The organism is Streptomyces sp. NPDC101234, from assembly GCF_044767525.1.
GTDB classification, from domain to species: Bacteria; Actinomycetota; Actinomycetes; order Streptomycetales; family Streptomycetaceae; genus Streptomyces; species Streptomyces sasae.
Window position 1 is genome coordinate 141,987 of record NZ_JBIWOA010000025.1, and the last position, 19,724, is coordinate 161,710.

At 71.3% G+C, this 19,724-nt stretch carries 19 protein-coding genes and 2 pseudogenes; 11 read left to right on the forward strand and 10 right to left on the reverse strand.

Going from position 1 to position 19,724, the window contains the following annotated elements; all coding sequences use genetic code 11:
- Positions 1 to 282: 282 nt before the first annotated feature.
- Both ACIRR9_RS37125 and ACIRR9_RS37130 read left to right on the forward strand, forming a co-directional pair.
- Positions 283 to 1,539, forward strand: coding sequence for a sialidase family protein (locus tag ACIRR9_RS37125; RefSeq protein WP_403761278.1), 1,257 nt, complete (start codon positions 283 to 285; stop codon positions 1,537 to 1,539).
- 135 nt (positions 1,540 to 1,674) lie between these two features.
- On the forward strand, positions 1,675 to 2,064 hold the full coding sequence (locus tag ACIRR9_RS37130; RefSeq protein WP_403761281.1) for a hypothetical protein: 390 nt from the start codon (positions 1,675 to 1,677) through the stop codon (positions 2,062 to 2,064).
- A gap of 692 nt (positions 2,065 to 2,756) precedes the next feature.
- Here ACIRR9_RS37130 and ACIRR9_RS37135 read toward each other — a convergent pair.
- Positions 2,757 to 3,233, reverse strand: a complete 477-nt coding sequence (locus ACIRR9_RS37135; protein ID WP_403761284.1) for a hypothetical protein — start codon at positions 3,231 to 3,233, stop codon at positions 2,757 to 2,759.
- A 77-nt stretch (positions 3,234 to 3,310) separates the two neighbouring features.
- Positions 3,311 to 3,382, reverse strand: a pseudogene (locus ACIRR9_RS37140) (hypothetical protein); the annotation flags it as partial.
- A 428-nt stretch (positions 3,383 to 3,810) separates the two neighbouring features.
- On the opposite strand from ACIRR9_RS37140, the gene ACIRR9_RS37145 reads away from it, so the two are divergent.
- The gene (locus ACIRR9_RS37145) at positions 3,811 to 4,527 is read left to right on the forward strand and encodes a DUF4232 domain-containing protein (RefSeq protein ID WP_403761287.1); all 717 of its coding nucleotides are present in this window, start codon (positions 3,811 to 3,813) and stop codon (positions 4,525 to 4,527) included.
- A gap of 128 nt (positions 4,528 to 4,655) precedes the next feature.
- Positions 4,656 to 4,757: pseudogene (locus tag ACIRR9_RS37150) on the forward strand (VapC toxin family PIN domain ribonuclease); the annotation flags it as partial.
- 147 nt (positions 4,758 to 4,904) lie between these two features.
- Here ACIRR9_RS37150 and ACIRR9_RS37155 read toward each other — a convergent pair.
- Complete coding sequence (locus tag ACIRR9_RS37155) at positions 4,905 to 5,564, reverse strand: response regulator transcription factor (protein WP_403761403.1); 660 nt, start codon at positions 5,562 to 5,564, stop codon at positions 4,905 to 4,907.
- Position 5,565: 1 nt separating this feature from the next.
- Positions 5,566 to 6,870 carry a sensor histidine kinase gene (locus ACIRR9_RS37160; protein ID WP_403761290.1) on the reverse strand — a complete coding sequence of 435 codons (1,305 nt, stop codon included), beginning with the start codon at positions 6,868 to 6,870 and terminating at the stop codon, positions 5,566 to 5,568.
- A gap of 170 nt (positions 6,871 to 7,040) precedes the next feature.
- Here ACIRR9_RS37160 and ACIRR9_RS37165 point away from each other — a divergent pair, with 170 nt between their 5' ends.
- The 5 genes from ACIRR9_RS37165 to ACIRR9_RS37185 all read left to right on the forward strand — a co-directional run bounded on the left by ACIRR9_RS37165 (position 7,041) and on the right by ACIRR9_RS37185 (position 12,069).
- Positions 7,041 to 7,283: a hypothetical protein gene (locus tag ACIRR9_RS37165; protein WP_403761293.1), complete on the forward strand. Its 243-nt coding sequence runs from the start codon at positions 7,041 to 7,043 to the stop codon at positions 7,281 to 7,283.
- On the forward strand, positions 7,280 to 8,053 hold the full coding sequence (locus tag ACIRR9_RS37170; protein WP_403761296.1) for an ABC transporter ATP-binding protein: 774 nt from the start codon (positions 7,280 to 7,282) through the stop codon (positions 8,051 to 8,053). The genes ACIRR9_RS37165 and ACIRR9_RS37170 overlap by 4 nt, the downstream gene beginning before the upstream one ends.
- A 3-nt stretch (positions 8,054 to 8,056) precedes the next feature.
- Positions 8,057 to 10,582 carry an FtsX-like permease family protein gene (locus ACIRR9_RS37175; protein ID WP_403761299.1) on the forward strand — a complete coding sequence of 842 codons (2,526 nt, stop codon included), beginning with the start codon at positions 8,057 to 8,059 and terminating at the stop codon, positions 10,580 to 10,582.
- Positions 10,583 to 10,799: 217 nt separating this feature from the next.
- Positions 10,800 to 11,735, forward strand: a complete 936-nt coding sequence (locus tag ACIRR9_RS37180) for a CPBP family intramembrane glutamic endopeptidase (protein WP_403761302.1) — start codon at positions 10,800 to 10,802, stop codon at positions 11,733 to 11,735.
- Between the two features lie 64 nt (positions 11,736 to 11,799).
- Entirely contained in the window at positions 11,800 to 12,069 is a 270-nt protein-coding gene (locus ACIRR9_RS37185; protein WP_403761304.1) for a hypothetical protein, read from the forward strand.
- A gap of 239 nt (positions 12,070 to 12,308) precedes the next feature.
- On the opposite strand, the gene ACIRR9_RS37190 is transcribed toward ACIRR9_RS37185, so the two are convergent.
- The 5 genes from ACIRR9_RS37190 to ACIRR9_RS37210 all read right to left on the reverse strand — a co-directional run bounded on the left by ACIRR9_RS37190 (position 12,309) and on the right by ACIRR9_RS37210 (position 16,695).
- Complete coding sequence (locus ACIRR9_RS37190) at positions 12,309 to 12,923, reverse strand: hypothetical protein (RefSeq protein ID WP_403761306.1); 615 nt, start codon at positions 12,921 to 12,923, stop codon at positions 12,309 to 12,311.
- Positions 12,924 to 13,161: 238 nt separating this feature from the next.
- Positions 13,162 to 14,220 carry a CPBP family intramembrane glutamic endopeptidase gene (locus tag ACIRR9_RS37195; protein ID WP_403761309.1) on the reverse strand — a complete coding sequence of 353 codons (1,059 nt, stop codon included), beginning with the start codon at positions 14,218 to 14,220 and terminating at the stop codon, positions 13,162 to 13,164.
- A 186-nt stretch (positions 14,221 to 14,406) separates the two neighbouring features.
- Positions 14,407 to 15,633 (reverse strand): DMT family transporter, encoded by a 1,227-nt coding sequence (locus ACIRR9_RS37200; protein WP_403761312.1) that lies wholly within the window; start codon positions 15,631 to 15,633, stop codon positions 14,407 to 14,409.
- Entirely contained in the window at positions 15,630 to 15,863 is a 234-nt protein-coding gene (locus ACIRR9_RS37205) for a hypothetical protein (RefSeq protein ID WP_403761315.1), read from the reverse strand. Before ACIRR9_RS37205 ends, ACIRR9_RS37200 begins: the two co-directional genes overlap by 4 nt.
- 406 nt (positions 15,864 to 16,269) lie before the next feature.
- Positions 16,270 to 16,695 (reverse strand): organic hydroperoxide resistance protein, encoded by a 426-nt coding sequence (locus ACIRR9_RS37210; protein ID WP_403761318.1) that lies wholly within the window; start codon positions 16,693 to 16,695, stop codon positions 16,270 to 16,272.
- Between the two features lie 370 nt (positions 16,696 to 17,065).
- On the opposite strand from ACIRR9_RS37210, the gene ACIRR9_RS37215 reads away from it, so the two are divergent.
- A complete protein-coding gene (locus tag ACIRR9_RS37215; protein WP_403761321.1) occupies positions 17,066 to 18,001 on the forward strand; it encodes a helix-turn-helix transcriptional regulator in 936 nt (311 codons plus the stop codon).
- 52 nt (positions 18,002 to 18,053) lie between these two features.
- Positions 18,054 to 18,224, forward strand: a complete 171-nt coding sequence (locus tag ACIRR9_RS37220) for a hypothetical protein (protein WP_403761324.1) — start codon at positions 18,054 to 18,056, stop codon at positions 18,222 to 18,224.
- A gap of 69 nt (positions 18,225 to 18,293) precedes the next feature.
- Here the strand turns inward: ACIRR9_RS37220 and ACIRR9_RS37225 are convergent, their stop codons facing one another.
- Positions 18,294 to 19,679, reverse strand: coding sequence for a nucleotide disphospho-sugar-binding domain-containing protein (locus ACIRR9_RS37225; protein WP_403761327.1), 1,386 nt, complete (start codon positions 19,677 to 19,679; stop codon positions 18,294 to 18,296).
- Positions 19,680 to 19,724 lie beyond the last annotated feature (45 nt).

Here is a 19,724-nt window from a genome sequence, read left to right on the forward strand (position 1 = left end):
CCGGGCAGCCAGTACGACTGCGGGCTCAATACCCCGGCGCGATTACAAGGCACCGGGAAGCGCGCAGCATCGGGAGTGTCGGCGGATCCGCGCGACGCGTCCCAAGCCGACGCTCCTTTGCTGTGCAGATCCGGTGTAGCCGAAGGGAACTTTCCCATGAGGACGTTCGATCGAGTCGTGTCACGGCGGGCCTTCGGCGCTCTGGCGGGCGCGGCGTTGTCGTGTATGGCGGCTGGCGGCGTGTCATGGGCGGGGGCGCCTCGGCGAAGAGAAGGGGAGACAGTGCCGACCAACGCACGGGTCACCGATGACGCCTTCGCCGCGCACATCGAACCCGTCCTCGCCGTGAACCCGCGTGATCCGCACAACCTCCTTGCCGCGTGCCGGGTATTCGTCAGGTCGAGCATCGGCCTGGCCACGTACGCGTCTTTCGACGGGGGTGACACCTGGCGGGAGCACGGCCTGCTGCCCGGCCTGGTGCCGGACTACGACGGCAACCCGACCGTGGCCTTCGACGGTCATGGTCGCGGTTTCGTGTGCGGCGTCGTGGCCGCCCAGGGGCCGTCACGGCAGGGTGACGCCCTCGTCTGGCGTACTGACGACGGCGGGCGCAGCTTCCGTCCACCCGTCACGGCGATCGCGGGCGGTCTCGGCCTGGTGGACCATCCCTGGCTCGCGATCGGCACCGGACTCCTCCCCTCGCCCGTGCCTCTGTACATCGCCGCACGGATGTACGGCACCGCGGACGACGGAGTGGTCCTGGCACGATCCATGGACGGCGGCCGCACCTTCGAGTCACCGCGCGCGCTCGATTCGGCCACCGGAGCCCAGGCCACCGCCCCCGTGGCCGCGGCCGGACCCGACGGCTCGCTCACCGTCGTCTACGGGGCCAGATCCCATGATGGTGGCGTAGTCCTGCGAGCCGTCTCGTCCGGCGACCACGGCGAGAGTTTCACAGCGCCCCAAGATGTGGCCGAGGTTCCGGCGATGGCACCGGACCTGGGAGACGTCACCGCAAGGAGCGGTCCGGCCCTCGCCGCCGCACCCGACAGCGGTCTCGTGTGCGCGGCGCTGACCGGCTTCGACGAGGCAACCGGCATGTCGCGGCTGCTGTTGACCACCTCGACCGCCTCCGCCGGTCGGACACCGCTGTGGAACGAAGCGATGACCGTTGCGGCCAGCGACAAGACGGTCTTCCTGCAACCGCAGGTCGCCGTCGACGACAGCCTCCGCATCGCGATCTCCGTCTACGCCCTGTCCGTCGCGACACTGCGCATGGACGTTCTGCTCCTCGTATCTGATCCGGTGCGCCCTGCAACGATGCCCCCCACCTTCGCGCCACCCCTGCGCGTGACCACGCGGGCTTTCGACCCGCGGCAGGCCATCGACACAGGCAGCACGCACTGGCTGGGCAACTACCAGGGTCTGGCCGCAGCCGCCGGCCAGGTCTTCCACCCCATCTGGACCGACACACGTACCGGCCGCGCGCAGATCTTCACCGCGGCCGTTCGCCCGCACGGGCGGTCGCTCCGTGCCTGACAACCTCGGGTGAGGGGGGCGTGAACACTCATGATGGCCGGATCAACCTGAGCGAGGAGCAACCCAGCAACCCTGGTCGCTTTCAAGAATCGTCATCAGCGCCGGACAAGCGGGCCGCCCGCTAGCGCACCCTGCTTGCCGGGCTCCGCATTCTGGTGGTCCTGGACGACATCGCGTCGGCGGACGAGATACGGCCGCTGCTCCCCGGCACCCCGCGCTGCCTCGTGCTCGCCACCGGCCGGGGCCGCCTCGCGCGCGGACCTGGTCGCCCGGCACGGGGCGCACCGCATCGGGCTCGGCCCGCTACCGCCCGGCGAGGCGCTGCGCCTGCTGCGCACCCTCGTCGGGGACCGAGTCGCTGCCGACAGCCATAGCGCCACCGCCCTCACCGAACGGTGCGGCCGGTTGCCGCTCCCGCTGCGCGCCGCCGCCGAGGCCGCTCTGATGCACCCGATGTTTCCGCTGTCCGCAGTCGACGGGGGCCTGGTGGCGGCGGACGCCCGGGGGACGGTGTCGCAGGAGTGAGGTCCAGGTGCTCAGGAGGTCACAGCCGGAATCATGGCGTGAGGAGCGTGCGGCGGGAACCGGACGCCCGGACCCGTCCCGGCTCGGCCGCCGGGGTGGGTGCCGCCGCCGGAGGCCCTGCACCCACCCCGGCGGCCCGTAGGCGCACCCCGGCGGGTCAGCCCCGCAGAAAGGTGACCCGCTCACCCGTCTCCGTCATCTGCCGGGCCAGCGCCAGCGCCGCACCGTCTGGGGCCCATCGAAGCTCAGTGTCGTCAGCAAGCAACCGCATGTGCAGTTCAAGCGGCCCGAAACGCTCTTGGACGCGGTCCGCGTCGCGCGAGTGGCGGCTTACCAGGCTTGTCACCCGCCGCCGCCCGATCTGCAGGATCCACCTCTCCTCCCGGCCCTGCCCCGGACCCCATCCGGGGTCGCGGCACGATCCGGCGGCAGATCCCGGTCTCAGGTCACTGGTACACCGGTACTCGATTTCACGCGGCTCGCAGTCGCGCAGTACTTCTACCTGAACCGGTACGCACGCCGCCGTCGCCGGTAGTCGCATCAGCCTGCCGACCACCCGGCCTGTCCACCGCTCCCCGCGGCGGACGTCGAAAACACCGCGACCGCGGACGCTGTGGTCACCGAGGCGGAACCGGAGAACCCAATCGGACCGCTCCTTCACCACGCCTCCCGGTGGCCCCGGCCAAGGGTACTCACCCTCCTCGGCGACGCCGCGCACCTGATGTCCCCGTTCTCCGGCATGGGCGCCGGCCCCGCCCACACGCGACGACGCCGAGAAGGCCCTCACGCACATGGCCCAAAACCACTGTGGCTACGGCGAATTCTTCCGGGAGTAGTGCGGCCTGGGAGGGCGAGTCGGCTTCGGCAGTTGCGACCACGATGCGCTGGTCCGGTTCCTGCGGGATCGGCAGGGTCTGCGGGGTCGGGTACATCGGGCCGAGCAGCGGGTGGTGCATCCGGTAGGTCGCGAAGTCCCACTTCCTGACCTTGTGCTCGGACGACACCGCGGCGAATTCCGGGCTCTTCATGGTCAGTTCGCCGATGATGGCGGCCAGGGCCGGGTCCTCCGGGTGCTGGCCGGCGGCCAGGCGCAGTCTGCCCACCACGTCGCGGGCTTTCTTACGCCGGCCCACGAAGAGGTCGCGGAGGTGAGCGTCCAGGAACACCACGCGCGGTGGTGTGCGGGCGCCCGGCCCGGATGTGCGGCGCTGTCGGGCTCGAAGTGTCCGGCGAACAGCGCGTGCCCGATGCGGTTCCAGGCCCGTACGTCGCCGCGGCAGCCCAGCACGACCGCAGGGGCGTCGCCGAAGGCGTGCATGCACCGGTTGCTTGGGGGGCACTGGCGAGGTCGTGCGGATGCAGTCGCTCCACCCCCGCCAGGCGCAGGGCTCGGGCGAGCGCATCCAGCATCTCGTCCGAAGGACCATCGTGATCCGCACGAACCCACCCACCCCCGTCTGCCGGACCGACCTACGGCAACTGGAGATGAAGCCGGGATGAACCCGTGGGATGTCGCGCACTTCACCGCGTGTGCCTTCAGGGCCCGGCCGGCCGTTGCAAAACGCCCCGTCTGCCCGCGTCTCTCCGCCTTGCCGTAACGGCGCGTCAACTCACATGTCACAGCGGTGTCTTGGTGCAACTCCTACGGCAACACATGACCCGGCACCGGCCTCCTATGAATCAACCGTGGCCGCTCAGCCGGAGCGAGCGACCGATACGACACCTCTTCTCTTCCCAGGAGTACCGATGCGCGTCAAGAAGATGTCCGCCCTCGCCCTCGTCGTCGCTGCCGCCGGCCTCTCGCTGACCGCATGCAGCAGCGACGGATCGAGCGCTTCCGCCGGCACCAGCCCGTCCACCGGCGCTTCCATCGCCGCGAGCAGCTCCACCGGCGCGAGCGGCTCCACCACCGCCGCCACCTCCACCAGCGGCCAGGGCTCGACCTCAGGTTCCTCCTCGTCCGGCTCCAGCGGCTCCAGCGGCTCCAGCGGCTCCAGCAAGGGCAGCGGAACCACCGCCCAGGCCCAGGCCTCGACGTCGGGCGCCAAGTGCACGACCGACCATCTCACCTACAGCGTCACCGCCTCCGGGACCAAGAACGAGATAGTCGTCAACATGAAGAACGTCGGTTCCCGCACATGCAGCATGCACGGCTTCCCCGGCGTCCAGCTCGTGGGCCCCGACGGACTGGGCGACACCGGGCCCGACACCGCCCGCTCCGACGCCACGCCCTCCACCGTCACCGTCGGCCCCGGCGAGGAGACCCGCTTCCTGCTCCACTTCAGCGCCGACACCAGCGGCTCCGGCAAGACCTACACCCGGCTCTCCGTCACCCCGCCCAACGAGACGATCTCCCAGATCGCGAACCTCAACGACCTGACCATCACCGTCTCCGCCACCAGTGGCGGCGTGCCGGACGTCGTCGTCGACCCCGTCGGCTACCGCGTCGGCTCCGGCAAGTAAGCCCAGCAGCCACGGGTCTGTGCGGATCACGATGGTCCTTCGGAAATCCTGAAGAATCATCATGATCTACACGCAGACGCGTAGGCCCAGAGCGGTGAACCGCCTGATCAAACCCCGCGCCGAGGAACGACACGGACGCGATCCTCACCCTCGACCGACGGGACTTACGGACCGCCCGCGCGTTGGGCCGCCACAAGGCGTTCCGGGTACTCCCCGACGACCTCCCGCTCTGGCGCGGGGATCCTCCGCGGTCAAGTGCCCGCTCCCACAAGGCCGGATCCTCACCCGCACCGGCTGCTCCCACCGCGTGCAGGCCGCCGTGCCCACCCAGGATGCCGGGCTGCCCGACGCCCGTTGAGCGCTCTGCGGCGCCGTCTTCACGCCAGTCGGCGCAGGTCTTCCAGGTAGCGCAGGACGGCGGCGACCCGACGGTCCACCTGGTCGGCGGGGGACAGGTCGAGCTTGGCGAAGATGCTGCGGATGTGTTTGTGGACGGCGCCGTCGGTGACGACGAGCCGTTCGGCGATGGCGCCGTTGCCCAGTCCCTCGGCCATCAGGGCGAGGACGTCCCGTTCGCGCGGGCTGAGGCGTTCGAGGCGGGTGTCCTGGCGGGAGCGGGTGAAGAGCTGGGCGACGACCTCGGGGTCGATGGCGGTGCCTCCGGACGCCACCCGGTGCAGCGCGTCGAGGAACTCCTCGACCCGGCCGACCCGTTCCTTGAGCAGGTAGCCGAGGCCGCCGACGCCGCCGCCGAGCAGTTCGGTGGCGAAGCTCTGCTCGACGTACGCGGACAGCACCAGGACGGCGAGGTCGGGGCGGCGGCGCCGGGCCTCGACCGCCGCGACGATGCCCTCGTCGGTGTGGGTCGGCGGCATCCGTACGTCGAGGATGGCGACGTCCGGTTCATGTGCGTCGATGGCGTCCAGTGCCTCGTCGGGGGTGCCCGCGGTCGCCACCACGTCGAGCCCCTCGGCACGCAGCAGCAGGGCGAGCCCCTCGCGCAGCAACGGGTCGTCCTCGGCTATCACGAGACGCAGTTCACGATCCACAGGGAAGATCCACCTTCAGGGTTGTCGGGCCGCCGGGCGGGCTGGACAGGGAGAGGGTGCCGTCGTGCGCCGCGATCCGGCGGCGGATGCCGGTCAGGCCGGAGCCGCCGTCCTCTCCCCCAGTGCCAATAGCCTGGGAGGTGCCCCCAGCCCCGCCCCGGCCGTCGTCCTCGACGCACAGGTGGAGACGGCCCCCGCGGGCGCGGACGGTCACCGCGGCCTGCCCGGCGGCGCTGTGCTTGGCGATGTTGGTCAGGGCTTCGGCGACGACGAAGTAGGCGGTCGCCTCGACGGAGGCGGCGCACCGCTCGGGTACGTCCACGTCGACGCGGCAGGGCACCGCGCACTCCGCGGCCAGCCCGGACAGCGCTCCGGCGAGCCCGCGGTCGTCCAGCACCGGCGGCAGGATGCTCCGGGAGACCGTACGCAGCTCGGACAGGGCCTGCTCAGCAGCGGACTGGGCGCGTTCGAGGAGTTCGTCGGCTCCGGCCGGGTCGCGGGCCACCATGCGGCGGGCGGCACCGAGCAGGACGGTGACGCTGACGATCCGGTTCTGGGTGCCGTCGTGCAACGAGCGCTCGATGCGGCGCAGTTCGGTGGCGTGGGCGTCGAGTGCGGCCGCGCGGGTGGCGGTGAGCTCCGCGACCCGCAAGGAGAGATCGGTGTCGGGGCCGGCGGCGAGGAGCCGGCGTCCGGGCCCGGCCTGCAGGCGCGCCATGCCAGGGGCGAGCCCCAGGACGATCGCGATCCAGCCCACGCCGAGCAGGGCGACGGCGAGGGCGTCCGGCCAGGAGTGCGCGTGGCCGATCCCCACGGACGAGGCGGTCGTGTCCGTGGGCAGGAGCTTCCAGTACAGCGGAAAGGTGCTGTCGCGCACGGCGGAGATCGGCAGGACGACGCCGAGCAGCCCCAGCAGGAACCCCAGGGTGGCGTGCCGGGCCAGCCAGCGCAGCTCCCGCCGGGTGGTGGGGTCGACGAGTGCGGCCCGCAGCCGCGTCGGCGCAGGCTCGGGGGCGACGACCTCGGGGCCCCAGCGGCCGAGCCGTTCGCGCTCCTGTCCGGCCAGGGAGTGCAGGGCGCGCGCCACGGCGGGCACCATGAGCAGCCCCACGCCGACCAGGCTCGTCACGGCGGTGACGGCCAGCCAGAGCAGCACGAGAACGGCCAGGAACGCGGTATTGAGTCCGGATGCGAGCTGCGCGATCGCGATGCCGGCGGCGCTCAGGGCCCGTAAGACGTTGTCCTTGAGCCCCGTACTCCGGTCACCGGCCGCGGCGTCCTGGTGGATGGCCATACGTCCTCCCTTCGTCGCGAAGGACCTTATGGGGGCGGCACGTTCGCCGTCAGCCCGGGGGCCGAGGAGTACAGCCTGCTGTACCTCGAACCGGGCGGGCTGCGGGATCGGCCGAGGGGGCCGCGATCCATAGCGTCGGTGACGACAGCCGACCTCGGGAGGAAGCCCCCATGCCGAACAGCGACCCCTACCGCCTGACCGGTGCCGACGCAGCACCCGGCGCACCGTCGCCCGCCCTCGCCCGCGGGGAGATCGCCCGCTCGCTGCTCTGGATCCTGGTCGTGATCAGTGCGGTCGCCAACATGGCGGCCTCCTACGGCGACGCGACCACCTGGGTGCACCTGGCCTGCGGCGCGGTCACCGTGCTCTGCGGCGGAATCCTCGTCGTGCGCAACCTGCGGGGCCGTCGATGAGCCCCGCCTTCGCCCGCGCCTCCCACCCGGCCACGACCGGGGATCACACAGCTGTGCCGGCCATCGTGCTGGACCGGGTCGGCAAGGAGTACCCGGGAGGCGTACGCGCCCTCGACGAGGTGTCGCTGACGGTGGAACGCGGCACGTTCCTCGCCGTGATGGGGCCCTCGGGTTCCGGCAAGAGCACGCTGATGCACTGCGCCGCGGGCCTTGACTCCCCGACGTCGGGCAGCATCCGTATCGACGGCCACGAGATCGCCGGGCTGAACGAGACCCGCCGCACCGAACTGCGCCGCGAGCGCATCGGGTTCGTGTTCCAGGCTTACAACCTGATCCCCTCCCTCACCATCGAGGACAACATCACGCTGCCCCTGCGGCTCGCGGGACGCACCCCGGACCACGACTGGCTGCGCACCCTGGTCGAGCGGGTCGGTCTCACCGAACGGCTCACCCACCGCCCGGCCGAGCTCTCCGGCGGACAGCAGCAAAGGGCCGCCGTCGTAAGGGCGTTGGTGGCCAAGCCGGCCGTCGTGTTCGCCGACGAGCCGACCGGCGCGCTGGATCTGCGCAGCGCCCACGAGGTACTGGACCTGCTGCGTGATCTCGTGGGCGAGCTGCGCCAGACGGTGGTGATGGTCACCCACGACCCGGCGGCCGCGGCGCGGGCGCACCACGTGCTGGTGATGGCCGACGGCCGGGTGGTCGAGGCCCTGGAGGCCCCCTCCGCCCCCCAACTGGCCGAGCGTCTCGTCGCGTTGGGAGAGGTCTGAGTCATGTTCCGTCTTGCCCTGCAGATGGTCCGGCACCGGATCGCCGCGCTGATCGCCGTGGCGTGCGCGGTCGTCGGCGGCGCGGCGTTGATCACCGGCACCGGCGTACTGGCCGAGTCCGGCCTGCGCTCGCACCTGCCCGCCGGGCGCCTCGGCGGCGCGGACGTCGTGGTCGCGGCCGACCAGGAGTTCCATCCCGCCGAGGACCTGCCGATCGCGCTCCCGGAACGCCGTACGGTCCCGTCCCGGCTGACCGGTGAACTGGCCGGGCTGCCGGGTGTCACCGTGGCGGTCGGCGACATCGGCTTTCCCGCCGCCCTCGTCGACGCCCACGGACGGGTCGTGGCGGCCGGGGATCCCCAGGCGTCGGGGCACGGCTGGTCCTCGACGAAGCTGCTGGACGCCCCGCGGGTCGAGGGCGGTGCGCCGTCCGGTTCCGGCGAGATCGCCGTGGACAGCGCCACCGCGGCCGCGGCGGGGGTGACGGTCGGCGACCGGGTCCAGGTCGTGGCCGCCGGACGGGCCGCCGCCGGTTACCGCGTCTCGGCGGTGGTCGGCTCACCCGGCGCGGGCGTCTTCTTCGCCGATACGACGGCCGTACGGCTGTCCGGTCGCGCGGACCGCGTCGACCTGGTCGGCCTGCGTACCGCACCCGGCGCCGCGGAACGCGTCGCCGCCGAGGTCCGTACGAAGCTGAAGGGCACCGGACTTGAGGTGACGACCGGCGCGGCCCGCAGGGATCTGGTGTCGCCCGGCGCGGGCGCGTCCCGCTCCCTCCTGGTCCTCCTCGCCGGTTCACTCGCCGGGATCGTCCTGCTGATCACCGGGTTCGTCATGGCGAGCGCGCTGGCCGTGTCGATCGCCGGGCAGCGCCGGGACCTGGCCCTGATGCGGGCCGTCGGAGCAACTCCCAAGCAGATACGGCGACTTGCCGCCGCCCAGTCCACCGTCGTCGCGGCCGTGGCTCTCGTGCCGGGCGTGGCGCTGGGCTATCTGCTGGCCGGGCAGTTCCGCGGGCTGCTGGCGGACCGCGGTGTCGTCCCGTCCGAACTCCCGCTGACGGTCAGCCCGTTGCCCGCCCTCGCGGCCGTCCTCCTCATCGCCATCGCCGTCCAGGTCTCGGCCAGGAGCTCTGCCTGGCGCACCTCCCGCATGCCGGCCACCGAGGCCGTCGCCGAATCGCGCAGTGAGCCGCGCAACCCCTCCAGGGCCCGGACCCGTGTCGGAATGCTGGTCGTCGTGGCCGCAACCACCATGTCCGCGGTACCGCTGTTCTCCCGTACGGCCCTCGGCGCGACGGCCACGTCACTCGCGGGCATCATCGCGGCGATCGGTCTGGCCCTGGCCGGCCCGGCGCTGGTCCGGGGGATCGGGAACGCGGCGGCCCGGCGCACCCGGTCCGGCGTCTCCGCCCCCACCTGGCTGGCGATGGCCAACGTCCGCGCCTACGCCCTGCGCAACGCGGGGATCGTCAGCACCCTGGCCATGGCGGTCGTCTTCGTCCTGACCTACACCCTCACCCAGACCACCGTGCTGGCCGCCACCATGAACGACACCCGCACCGGCACCCTCGCCCAGCAGCGCCTGAGCGCACCGGGCCTGGGCGGACTGCCCGAGGGCACGCTCGCCGCCGTACGCGGGACGCCCGGTGTGAAGGCGGCGGTGCCGGTCGGCACGACGACCGTGGTGTGGCCGTTCAAGCAGTTCGGCGACACGGAGACCGACTCCGGCTCCGCGATGATCCTCACCCCGGACGCGTCCGACGTTCTGGACCTCGGCATACGGGAGGGGAACCTGGACCGTCTCAGCGGCGCAACCATCGCCGTCAGCAGCGATGCCGCCCGCTCGCGCGCCGCGGAAGTGGGCCACCGGGTGCGTCTCGTCCTCGGCGACGGCACCCCGGTCGAGGCCACGGTCGTCGCCGTCTACGACCGCGGCCTGGGCTTCGGCACGGTCGTCCTCTCCCACGACCTGGCGGCCGGACACACCACGACCGGCCTCGACCAGTCGGTCCTGATCCGCACCGACGGCACGGACAAGGCCCGGCGGGGCCTGACCGTCCTGGCCGCCTCCCGCCCGGGACTGGCCCTGGAGGACACGCACGCCACGGACACCGGTGGTCTGCGGGACGCCCCGCCCGAGGTGTGGATCAACCTGGCCACCATCGTGGTCCTGCTCGTCTACCTGCTGCTCAGCATCGCCAACAAGCTCGTCGCCGCCACCGCCCAGCGCCGGGTCGAGCTGGGGGCCCTCCGCCTGAACGGCACCACACCGCGTCAGATCCGCGCGATGATGCGACGCGAGGCCGCGGTGACCGCCGCCACCGCACTCTCCACCGCGGTGCTGCTGTCCGTGATCCCCCTCGCCCTCCTGGGCCAGGGCCTCCTCGGCCGCCCCTGGCCCGCGGGCCCGGTCTGGCTCCTGCCGGCGCTGGCGCTCACGGTCACCGTCACGGCCTTCCTGACCATCGAACTCCCCACCCGTCAGGCGCTGCGCACCCCACCCGCGGACGTCGTCCGCGCACAGTGACCCGGCCCGCGTCCACGCCGGCCGTCGCCGGCGCCGTACCCACTGCGACGACCCTGACCGAAGCGACGGCGCACACAGAGTCGGCGGGTCGCCACGGCTGACGACCCCTCAAGTACAGCGTGCTGTACCACCACTTGGGGTGCGCACGGCAATGATCCGCAGGCGCGGCGCTGGTGTGCTGGACGCATCACGTCAGCCCCCTCCGAAGGGACCCACGGTGAGCGTCCAAGCCCCCGTCACCATCGAAAACCCGGCCCGCCCGGCCCGCGCGACCGGCCTGCGAGGCAGCATCCGCCGCCGCCCCCTGACCTGGTTCTTCTCCCTCGCCTACCTGATGAGCTGGACGGCGTGGACCCCGTACATCCTGTCCGAGAACGGACTGGGCCTGTGGCACTTCGCCTTCCCCGGCGCCGGCGGCACCACCCAGCTCCTCGGCGTCCTGCCCGGCGCCTACCTCGGCCCGATCAGTGCGGCCCTCCTCGTCACCGGGATCACCGAGGGACGCCCCGGACTGCGGGCCTGGCGCGGACGCATGACCAAGTTCCGGGTCGGCTGGCGCTGGTACCTCGTGGTGCTGTTCTCGGTGCCCGCCGCGTTGACCCTCGCCACGGTCGCGCTGGCCGGACACGGCCCCGCGATGCCGCCCGCCACGGTGCTGGCCGCGTTCCTGCCCGGCCTGCTCCTGCAGATGATCACCACCGGCCTCGCCGAGGAGCCCGGCTGGCGCGAGTTCGCCATGCCCCGCCTGCAGCGCCGCTACGGCCCGCTGCTCGGCACCCTCGTCGTCGGCCCGCTGTGGGGCGCCTGGCATCTCCCGCTGTTCATGTCCGAGTGGGGCAACTGGCCGCATGTGTCCTGGACCACGCCCCTGGAGTTCATCGCCACCGCGATCGCCTTCAGCTTTGTCATGACCTGGGTGTTCAACCGCACCGGGGAGAGCCTGCCGCTGGCCATGCTGCTGCACTGCGGCGTCAACAACTTCTTCTCCCTGGCCTGGTCCGACATGTTCCCCTCCCTGTCCACCTCGGACGCCGCGCACGCCTTCCTGCTCAGCTCCACCATCGCGGCCGCCGTCCTGCTGATCGCCACCCGCGGCCGACTGGGTTGCCCGCCGGTACGCGATGCCCGTGCACCACAGGGCCGGACGGTCTGACCGCGGCGATCCTCGCCCCATCCGCCGAACAGCGCCCCCCAGGGCACATGACCACCGTGGTCACGTGCGGCACCGGCAGGCCGGCGTCGACCTCACCGACCCCGCCGCCGTCCGCGACGCCCTCCTGCACCGGTTCGCCGACTGGAGCCCCGCCCTGCGCGGCTTCATCACCGACACCGACACCGGCTACACCAACCGCCCCCTGTTCGCCCTGCCCGTCCCCCACAGCAGAAGATCCTCACCCCCCGCTCCGTCGAAGCGGCCGAGGCAGCCGCCGAAGGCATCGACGGCGCCTTCGCCCCCGACAGCGCCGAGCAGACCCTCGCTCACATGACCACCCACCACTGACGAGCTGCCCCCTAGCCGGCACGGGTTCGCCCCGGTGTTGACCGTCTGGGACAACGAACCTGCTGGGCCGTACCAGCCGACCGGGCTCAGCCCTCATCGCCATCGTGGTCCGGCTCGGCCGCGTCCGGGTCGCGCAGGGGCCGCTGTCCCCCATGGCCGCGGCGGTCGGCCTTCCGATGTCCTCAACTGTGGCAGGGGACAGTCGGGTTGTGGGCTTCAGAAGTCTCACCAGGCTGCCCTCGACCCCGCGGGGGAACATGATTGGCAATCGATGCGGTCGCAGATGGTCGAGTTGCCCGTGCCTGGTCCGGGGTGTCGGGGGCGACCGCCGATCTCCGTCGACGTCACCACGATCACGAGGCTGTTGCCGATGATTTGTATCGTTCCGTCGTAGTCGATGTCGTCGTCGGTCTGCTGCGGGTAGATCCCCACATTGACCTGCTCGGCCCGCCGGACGAGGGACTGGGCCAGGGAAAGCCCGTTGGCCTGATCGCTGCGGGTGGTGTCGACCACTTCCTGCATCGACTGCAGCAACTGGTCAGGGTGATCCTTGGGGTTGAAGTCGATGGCCGCCACGACATCGTCGTCGCTGTCGGCCAATGGGCGAAGGCTCCCGGAATCCGCCGCGCAGCCCACGCGCACCCCCGCGTCCGCGGCGTCGAGCGTCTCGGCGTCGAAGGACGTGGCATTCAGGGAGCAGCCAGGGGCATCCACCGCGGCGGCCTGTTGGCTCACGTCGGGCAGGGCGGTCCCGGCGACCGTCAGCGCCAGTGCGAGGGCAAGCGCGACGAGGAGACCACCCCCAAAACGTCTTCTTCTGGTCAACCCTGGTCTACGCATGCTTTTCAGCACTCCTCTTGCTTTTCGGTCGGAAGCGAGCAGGGTGAGACGGGGTGCCGTTTCCAGGTCCGGGGATATTGGTGACGGCACTGGCCTTGCCCGTGCAACCCGCGTTCAACTCCCGGCGCGGGCCCAGAACGAGGCACATCCGGTGGGGCTACCCAGCGGGATCACCGTGAGCGGGTAACCGCCCTGGCGGCGGCATTTCGGGCGGCTTCCGTCGTGCCGCCCGAAATGATCAGCCTCGGGTCCGGCTGATCTGATGCGGCGAGTTGGTGCCGGCCCGGTGTGCCTGAGGGACCACATGAACCGACGACCGGTCCACCGGGCGACCGCGCTGCCAGGCGAGCAGCGTGATCGCGACAATGCTCTGTACGGCCAGGACGGCTGCCTGGGCCGAGGGTGAACTGGCGCCCAGCACCGCTGTCGTCCCGTTGACGCCAAGGTGAACCGCGATCGACGCCGCGACCCCGGCACGCTCATAGGCGTCACCGGTCAGCAGTGCCACCGGGATGACGCTGAGCACGAAGAGCAGGCCGCTCCAGCTGATCAGGCCGAATCCGGCCTGGAGGGTTCCACGGACGAAGAACAGCGGCACATGCCATACCGCCCAGACGGCACCCAGCAGCAGGCCGGCCTGAAGTCGGCCCAGCGACGCCCGCATGCGTGGATATGCCGTGCCCCGCCAACCGGGCTCCTCGGACAACGGGCCGGCGACCAGCATGGCGACGAAGAACGGCACCGGTCCGCCGGCGTCCGAGATCAGGCTCCGCCCCTCTGCCAAGCTCACCGCGGGACCACCCAGAAGGTGCGCGAGCACCACGCCTGCCAGCACGGTTGCCGAGGCCATCACCAGCAGCGGCAGTACCCAGCCCAGCCGCTTACTCAGCCGGAGTCCGACGGTATGGGCGGGGGCGGGTTCCCGGCGGCGGGCGCGGCGCGCCCGGACCACGATCGCGCCGATCACCGGGCCGAAGCCACCGAGCACATAGGGAATGGCGGCGGGGGAACCCTTCACCGATCCCCCCAGTGCGATCGCGACAAGCCAGAAAGCCCAGCTCGTCGTGAACGTGACAGCGAAATACAGGGCAAGGTCGCCTGGCCGGCGAACAGGGGGTGCGGTAGTCACGCTTTTCCCTTTCAGGGGTGTCGCATCGTGCCGGTTGTGGGGCGATGCCGGTCGCGGTCCAGCCACCCGGATCCATACAGCAGCAGGACGGCCCGGCGCGGGCCGAGGGCCCGCGGGCGGGGTCAGCGGGCCGACCAGGGGCAGTCCGCCGTCCGCGGTGACTGTCATGCAGGCATCCCGCATGCCCCACCACCCGGTCCCTACCGGCTGTTTTCCGTCAGAGCTTCCTCTCACGCCCTGCTCCACTGCCTCGGCACAACGGCCGGTAGTGGCTCCCGAACCTCGGCCAGAAGAACGATGGCCGGGGCCGGGTCCGGAACACGACTGTGCTCGGGCCGCGATCGGATGGGCGGTCTACCTCCGTGCACTGCGGTCCGCCAATGCCTCAGCGGGACTGTCGGGGTTCGGCTCCTCTTCCTCCATGCGCGGCACCCGCAAGAACAAGGTGTCGAACGCCCCCGCACCGTGATAGGTGGGGAGGGCCAGGGTGACCGTAGGGCTGTCGTCCCCGGTGTGCCTCGCCCAGTCCACTCTGGGATCTCGTCCGGCGGGTTCCGGGAACGTCAGGCGCCGCCGCATCGGCAGGGGCTGGGGCGTGTACGGAGCGTAGGACGGGTACGGCGGCATTTCCGCAGTTCCCGTACTGGAGTGCCTACCCTGCTCTGCCGTGGCTTGTGCCGTGCTGCCGCTGGTCACCACGACCGTGACGCCGACGATGATCAACAGAAGCCCGGGCATGGTCGCGGGCTTGATGCCCTGCCCCATGAACCACCATGCGGCCAGCGCCGCCACGGGGGTCTCCAGCAGGAGCAGGACGCTCATCGTCGTTGCCGATGTCCTGCCGAGGGCGAAGTTCAGTGAGCCGAGTCCCAGGATCTGAGGAAGGACGAGCAGCCCGAGCAGCGACAGTTGTGTGGATCTGTCGAAGCCCGTCAGCGGGATGTGGGCCAACAGGCAGACGGCGAGGAGTTCCAGACCGCAGACCAGCGAGGTGAACGTCGAGTACAGCGGTGTACTCACATCCGCCCGCGACCGTTCGCTCAGCGCGGTGTACCCGGCCTGGGCGACGGCCCCGACGAGGGCGAGCAGGTCCCCCAGCAGCGCCGTACCGCCGGACTTGATGTCGAGACCGCCCGCCGCGGCCGCTCCCACCACCGCGAGCGCGAGACCCGCCCAGGTCCGGCGAGACGCCCGGACGCCCTGGCCCGCGGCGATGAGGGCCTGCCAGACGGGCTGGGTGGCGACAAGGGCCGTGGACATGGCGACCGAGGTCAGTCGAGTGCTGGTCATGAAGGCCGCGAAGTGGAGGGCGAGCGCCGTGGCCGCGAGGAAGCCGAAGACCAGGGGCCGCCACTGCTCCCGGCGCAGGATGCCGCGCTCGCCGCGCGCGACGCGCACCACCTCGCGACGGCGCAGCACCAACAGGAGTGGCCCGAGTACGGCGAAGCCCAGGCAGTTGCGCCAGAAGGCCATGGCGAGCGGCGAGGCGGAGGCCGCGGCGGTGAGTGGGGCGGTGGCCGAGACGGAGACCACGGTGACTGCCATCGCCGCCATGGACAGCGGATCGAGTTTGGACTTCACGTGTTCGTACCGCCGTTCACGGTCGACCGGGCGGCGGATGCCTGGGCTCCGATGCCGTCGCGCGGGGAACCCGGCGGCGGAACAGGGGCGTTCACACCGCGGTACTCCGCGCCGTCCCGCCCATCGCGGCCGCGACCGAAGACGTCCATGCCGGGCAGGCCCAGCCGTGTTCCGCGGCGTACTCGCACGACCTGCCGCAGGGCCGCGGACACCGACGCGCCGTCGGTCAAGGCGGACAAAGGGAATGGGCCGTCGGCGGTATGTCCGATATTGGTCACTGGGTACGCGGTTTCTGTGCTGTGGGAAGTGGGGGGCGGCTCAGGGCTTCGCGGCGGAGGCGAGACCGTCCGGCGCCGACGAGTCCTCGTCGTTCAGGCAGGCTGCAGGCGCCAGGGGTGCGGCAAGGAGGGTGAAGTGCCGGGGTCGCCGGGCGGCCCGGTCCGTGAGGGACGTTCTGTGTCACGGAACGCGAGCGACGCAGCTGCACCACGTTCCACCAGGTCACGCAACGCAGGTCCCACTCCACGGCCTGTACCGGAGCCGCGCAGGCCAGCAGCGACCGAACGGCGCGGCTGCCGCCAACGCGGCCGCGGCAGCCGTTGAGTCTCCTCGGGGGCCTCGGCCGTCCGAAGTCCCTTACTGGACCGTGGCCGTGAGGGTCACCTCGATGTTCCCCCGGGTGGCGTTGGAGTACGGGCACACTTCATGGGTGGCCTTCATCAACTGGTCGGCGGTGGACTGCTCCAGGCCCGGCAGGTGCGCGGTCAGCGACACGGCCAGGGTGAAACCGCCGGCCTCCCGCGCCAGCAGGCTCACCTTCGACTGCACGGTCGAGGCCGGGAGTTCGACGCCCTGTCCGCTCGCGATCAGGCGGAGTCCGTTGTGGAAGCAGGCGGCGTATCCGGCGGCGAAGAGCTGCTCCGGGTTGGTCCTGTCGCCGCCGGGGCCGCCCATCTCCTTCGGGACCGCCAGGACTTCGTCCAGGACGCCGTCGAGGGACCGGACTTCGCCGTTGCGACCGTCACCGGTCGACAGGGCCTCGGTGGTGTAGAGCGCGGTCATGTTGTTTCCCTTTCATGGGTGTTTCTTCAAAACCGGCACGGGGAGAGAGACGCCGACTCGGCGGGCCCGCCCAGGTAGCGCTTCCTTCCAAGTCGCTGTCCGGCCGGTAAGCCGGACAGCGCGTCCGGGACGTGGTGGGCGGGGATGCCCTGTCCAGGTGAGTCGGGCCGGGTCGGAGCCGGCGCCGCGTGGACGGCGAGGCCGCCGTACCGGGTTCCGGGCCGATGACGCCGGTCGGCCCCGCCCGTGTTCCGTTCCGGGGCCGACCCTGCGTCCTGCTCGTGGCTCCGAGTGTGCTGGCGCCGTCCGCGCGTAGCCTGCCCTTGCCAGGGGCAGGCTGCCTGGCGTCCCGGTGCTCGATACTCGACGCATGGACAAGAAGCCGCGGTTGGGGGAGTTCCTCAAGACCCGCCGGTCGCAGTTGCAGCCGACGGACGTGGGACTCCCGGATTTCGGAGAGCGCCGTCGCGTACCGGGGCTGCGCCGCGACGAGCTGGCACAACTCGCCGGGGTGGGCCTGTCCTACTACACGCGGCTGGAACAGGGGCTCTCGCTCAACGCGTCACCGGAGGTGCTGGACGCGCTGGCCCGTGCCCTCGGCCTTGACGAGGTGGAGCGGGCCCATCTCCACGACCTGGCCCGCGCCTCGCGCCGCACCGGCACCCGGCGCAGGCCCGCGCCCGAGCGGGCGAGTGACACGACCCGGCAGCTGCTCGACGCGTTCGGCGACGCGCCCGCGGTCGTACTCGGGCGCCGCAGCGACGTACTGGCCTGGAACCGCACGGGACACGCACTGTTCGCCGGGCATCTGGACCCGCGCATCCCCGATCAGCCCGACCAGCGCCCGAACACGGCCCGCCTGGTCTTCCTTGACGCACACACCCGGGACCTGTACGACGTGGACTGGCCGAAGAAGGCCAGGGACGTGGTGGGGAAGCTGCGGCTGGCCGCCGGGCAGCATCCGGACGATCCCCGGCTGGCCACGTTGATCGGTGAACTGGCCATGAAGAGCACGGAGTTCGCCACGATGTGGTCCGAGCACCGGGTGCGGAAGTGGGACCTCGCGACGTACCGCATGCACCATCCGCTCGTAGGCCACATGCAGCTCAACCTCCAGACCCTGAACGTCCCGCAGGAGGAGGGCCAGCGCATCGTCGTGGCGACCGCCGACGCCGGTACCACGTCAGCCGCAGCCCTATGCCTCCTCGCCCAGGCCGGTGTTCCGACCGTTGTTCCGACCGTGCGGCAGGCGGGGCGCACCGAGGCTCCGGGATCCTCACGGGACGGGGCGGACGGCCGGAGCTAGGCGCCTGTCGCGGAAGTGATGACCGCGCCGCACAATCAACCGCCGCGTACTCATGGCGGCCGGTGCAACCGCCACGGCATCGCTGGCCCTCGGCGTCTTCTCCAGCAGCGTAGGCGCGTCTGCCGCCCTCGCCACCACCGCATCGGCCTCGGCCATGGACTCCGGCTCCCGGTCCGCCACCGATGTCGTCGCTCATCCGTTCACGTTCTCCGTGGGCAGGTGATCGTGTCGTAGGCAGTCCGCTGCGGATCTCCGGCACCGCGATCAGCCGGCCGTGCTGAAAACGCTCCGTCTACCGGCCGAGTTCGGTCACGGTTTCGTGGATCGCGGTCAGCGCGTCGTGCCGGGCGTACTCCGCCGCCAGCTCCGCGGCGCGCTCTCGACAGGCCGTCTCGGTCAGCACCTTCTCGACCGCCGCCCGCACATCCTGCGCCTCCGGGCGCTGCATGGCCAGATTGATCGCAGCGCCCACCCACGCGGCACGCGCCGTCACCTCGGCCTTGTCCTCCGTCTGGCCGGCCAGGACCATCGGCACGCCGTGGCCGAGTGCCTGCTGCACCCCGCCGAATCCGCCGTTGCTCACCAGGACGTCGGTATGCGGCAGCAGATCGTCGAAGGGGATGAACTCAGCGACGCGGGCGTTCGTCGGCACCCTCTCCAGCTCGGCGTCACGCCCCAGCGTCGCGACCACCAGCACGTCCAGATCGGCCAGGGCATCGAGCGTCGGCTGGATCAGCTCGGTGAAGTCGACGTTCGCCGCGGTCCCTTGAGACACCACGACCACGCGGCGTGCTGACGCAACCTCGTCCCACCACGTCGGAAGCTCCGCCTTCCGGCCCGCCCCGGCAGGCAACGCGCCGACGTAGCGGATCGAGTCCGGCAGGTCGCCGCGCGGATAGTCCAGCTGCGCGATCGACAGCTGCAGGAACCGGTCCGGCAAGCGTGACATCCCGTCCATGACGAACGGCGCCTGCTCCGTCACCCCGCAGGAGGCGAGCACCTTCACCAGGTGCTCCTGCGTCGAACCGAACAGCGTCTCCTGCACCATCGTGTTCGCCGCCCGGTTGCGCTCCCTGCCCTCCGGCGAGCTGTCCGGCGGGAGACCGAGTCCGAACGGCGCGGTGTCCTGACTGCTGATCGTCAACGGCACCACCCCGAGCCCGACCACCGCGGCCGGCCGTGCCCCCGCCGCCCCGAGCAGAACGGGCCACGCTCCGAGGAATCCCGTCTCGTGCAACAGCACCACCGGCTCGCCGTCGGCCGCCGCGAGCAGCCCCTGCACTGTGCGGTGCTGATCCGGAACCGGATCGATGAACAGGTGCCGCAGCCCGAAAGCTATCTGCTCCGGCCCAGGCGCGATCGAGAGAATCTCCGGGAACAGCGTCGGCACGTCGTCGCCGTCGAAGTCGGCCGCACCCAGCAACGGCGCGAACTCAGCACCGACCGCCTCCACCGCCCCGCGATAGTTCGAGCCCGTGGTCACGGTGACCTGATGACCGCGCCGCACCAGGTCGGCGGCGATCCCACACATCGGCGCGAAATGCCCGTAGATCGGCGACGCAGCGACAACGACTCGCGTCATGAAAGGAGCCTCTTCCTTCGAGATACCCCCGGCCGTTCCGTCAAGCCGGGCTTCATGGCCTTCCCCCGCACCATGATCGAGCAGACCGGATGACATCGGAAACGAATACAATCGCTATCGCTTATCGCAGATCGCGATGAA

What these genes read in the sequence shown, in the direction of transcription:
- ACIRR9_RS37145 (WP_403761287.1), top strand. Translation starts at nt 3,811, where the DNA reads ATGCGCGTCAAGAAGATGTCCGCCCTCGCCCTCGTCGTCGCTGCCGCC.
- ACIRR9_RS37160 (WP_403761290.1), bottom strand. Translation starts at nt 6,870, where the DNA reads ATGGCCATCCACCAGGACGCCGCGGCCGGTGACCGGAGTACGGGGCTC.
- ACIRR9_RS37165 (WP_403761293.1), top strand. Translation starts at nt 7,041, where the DNA reads ATGCCGAACAGCGACCCCTACCGCCTGACCGGTGCCGACGCAGCACCC.
- ACIRR9_RS37170 (WP_403761296.1), top strand. Translation starts at nt 7,280, where the DNA reads ATGAGCCCCGCCTTCGCCCGCGCCTCCCACCCGGCCACGACCGGGGAT.
- ACIRR9_RS37175 (WP_403761299.1), top strand. Translation starts at nt 8,057, where the DNA reads ATGTTCCGTCTTGCCCTGCAGATGGTCCGGCACCGGATCGCCGCGCTG.
- ACIRR9_RS37190 (WP_403761306.1), bottom strand. Translation starts at nt 12,923, where the DNA reads ATGCGTAGACCAGGGTTGACCAGAAGAAGACGTTTTGGGGGTGGTCTC.
- ACIRR9_RS37195 (WP_403761309.1), bottom strand. Translation starts at nt 14,220, where the DNA reads ATGACAGTCACCGCGGACGGCGGACTGCCCCTGGTCGGCCCGCTGACC.
- ACIRR9_RS37210 (WP_403761318.1), bottom strand. Translation starts at nt 16,695, where the DNA reads ATGACCGCGCTCTACACCACCGAGGCCCTGTCGACCGGTGACGGTCGC.
- ACIRR9_RS37215 (WP_403761321.1), top strand. Translation starts at nt 17,066, where the DNA reads ATGGACAAGAAGCCGCGGTTGGGGGAGTTCCTCAAGACCCGCCGGTCG.
- ACIRR9_RS37220 (WP_403761324.1), top strand. Translation starts at nt 18,054, where the DNA reads ATGGCGGCCGGTGCAACCGCCACGGCATCGCTGGCCCTCGGCGTCTTC.
- ACIRR9_RS37225 (WP_403761327.1), bottom strand. Translation starts at nt 19,679, where the DNA reads ATGTCATCCGGTCTGCTCGATCATGGTGCGGGGGAAGGCCATGAAGCC.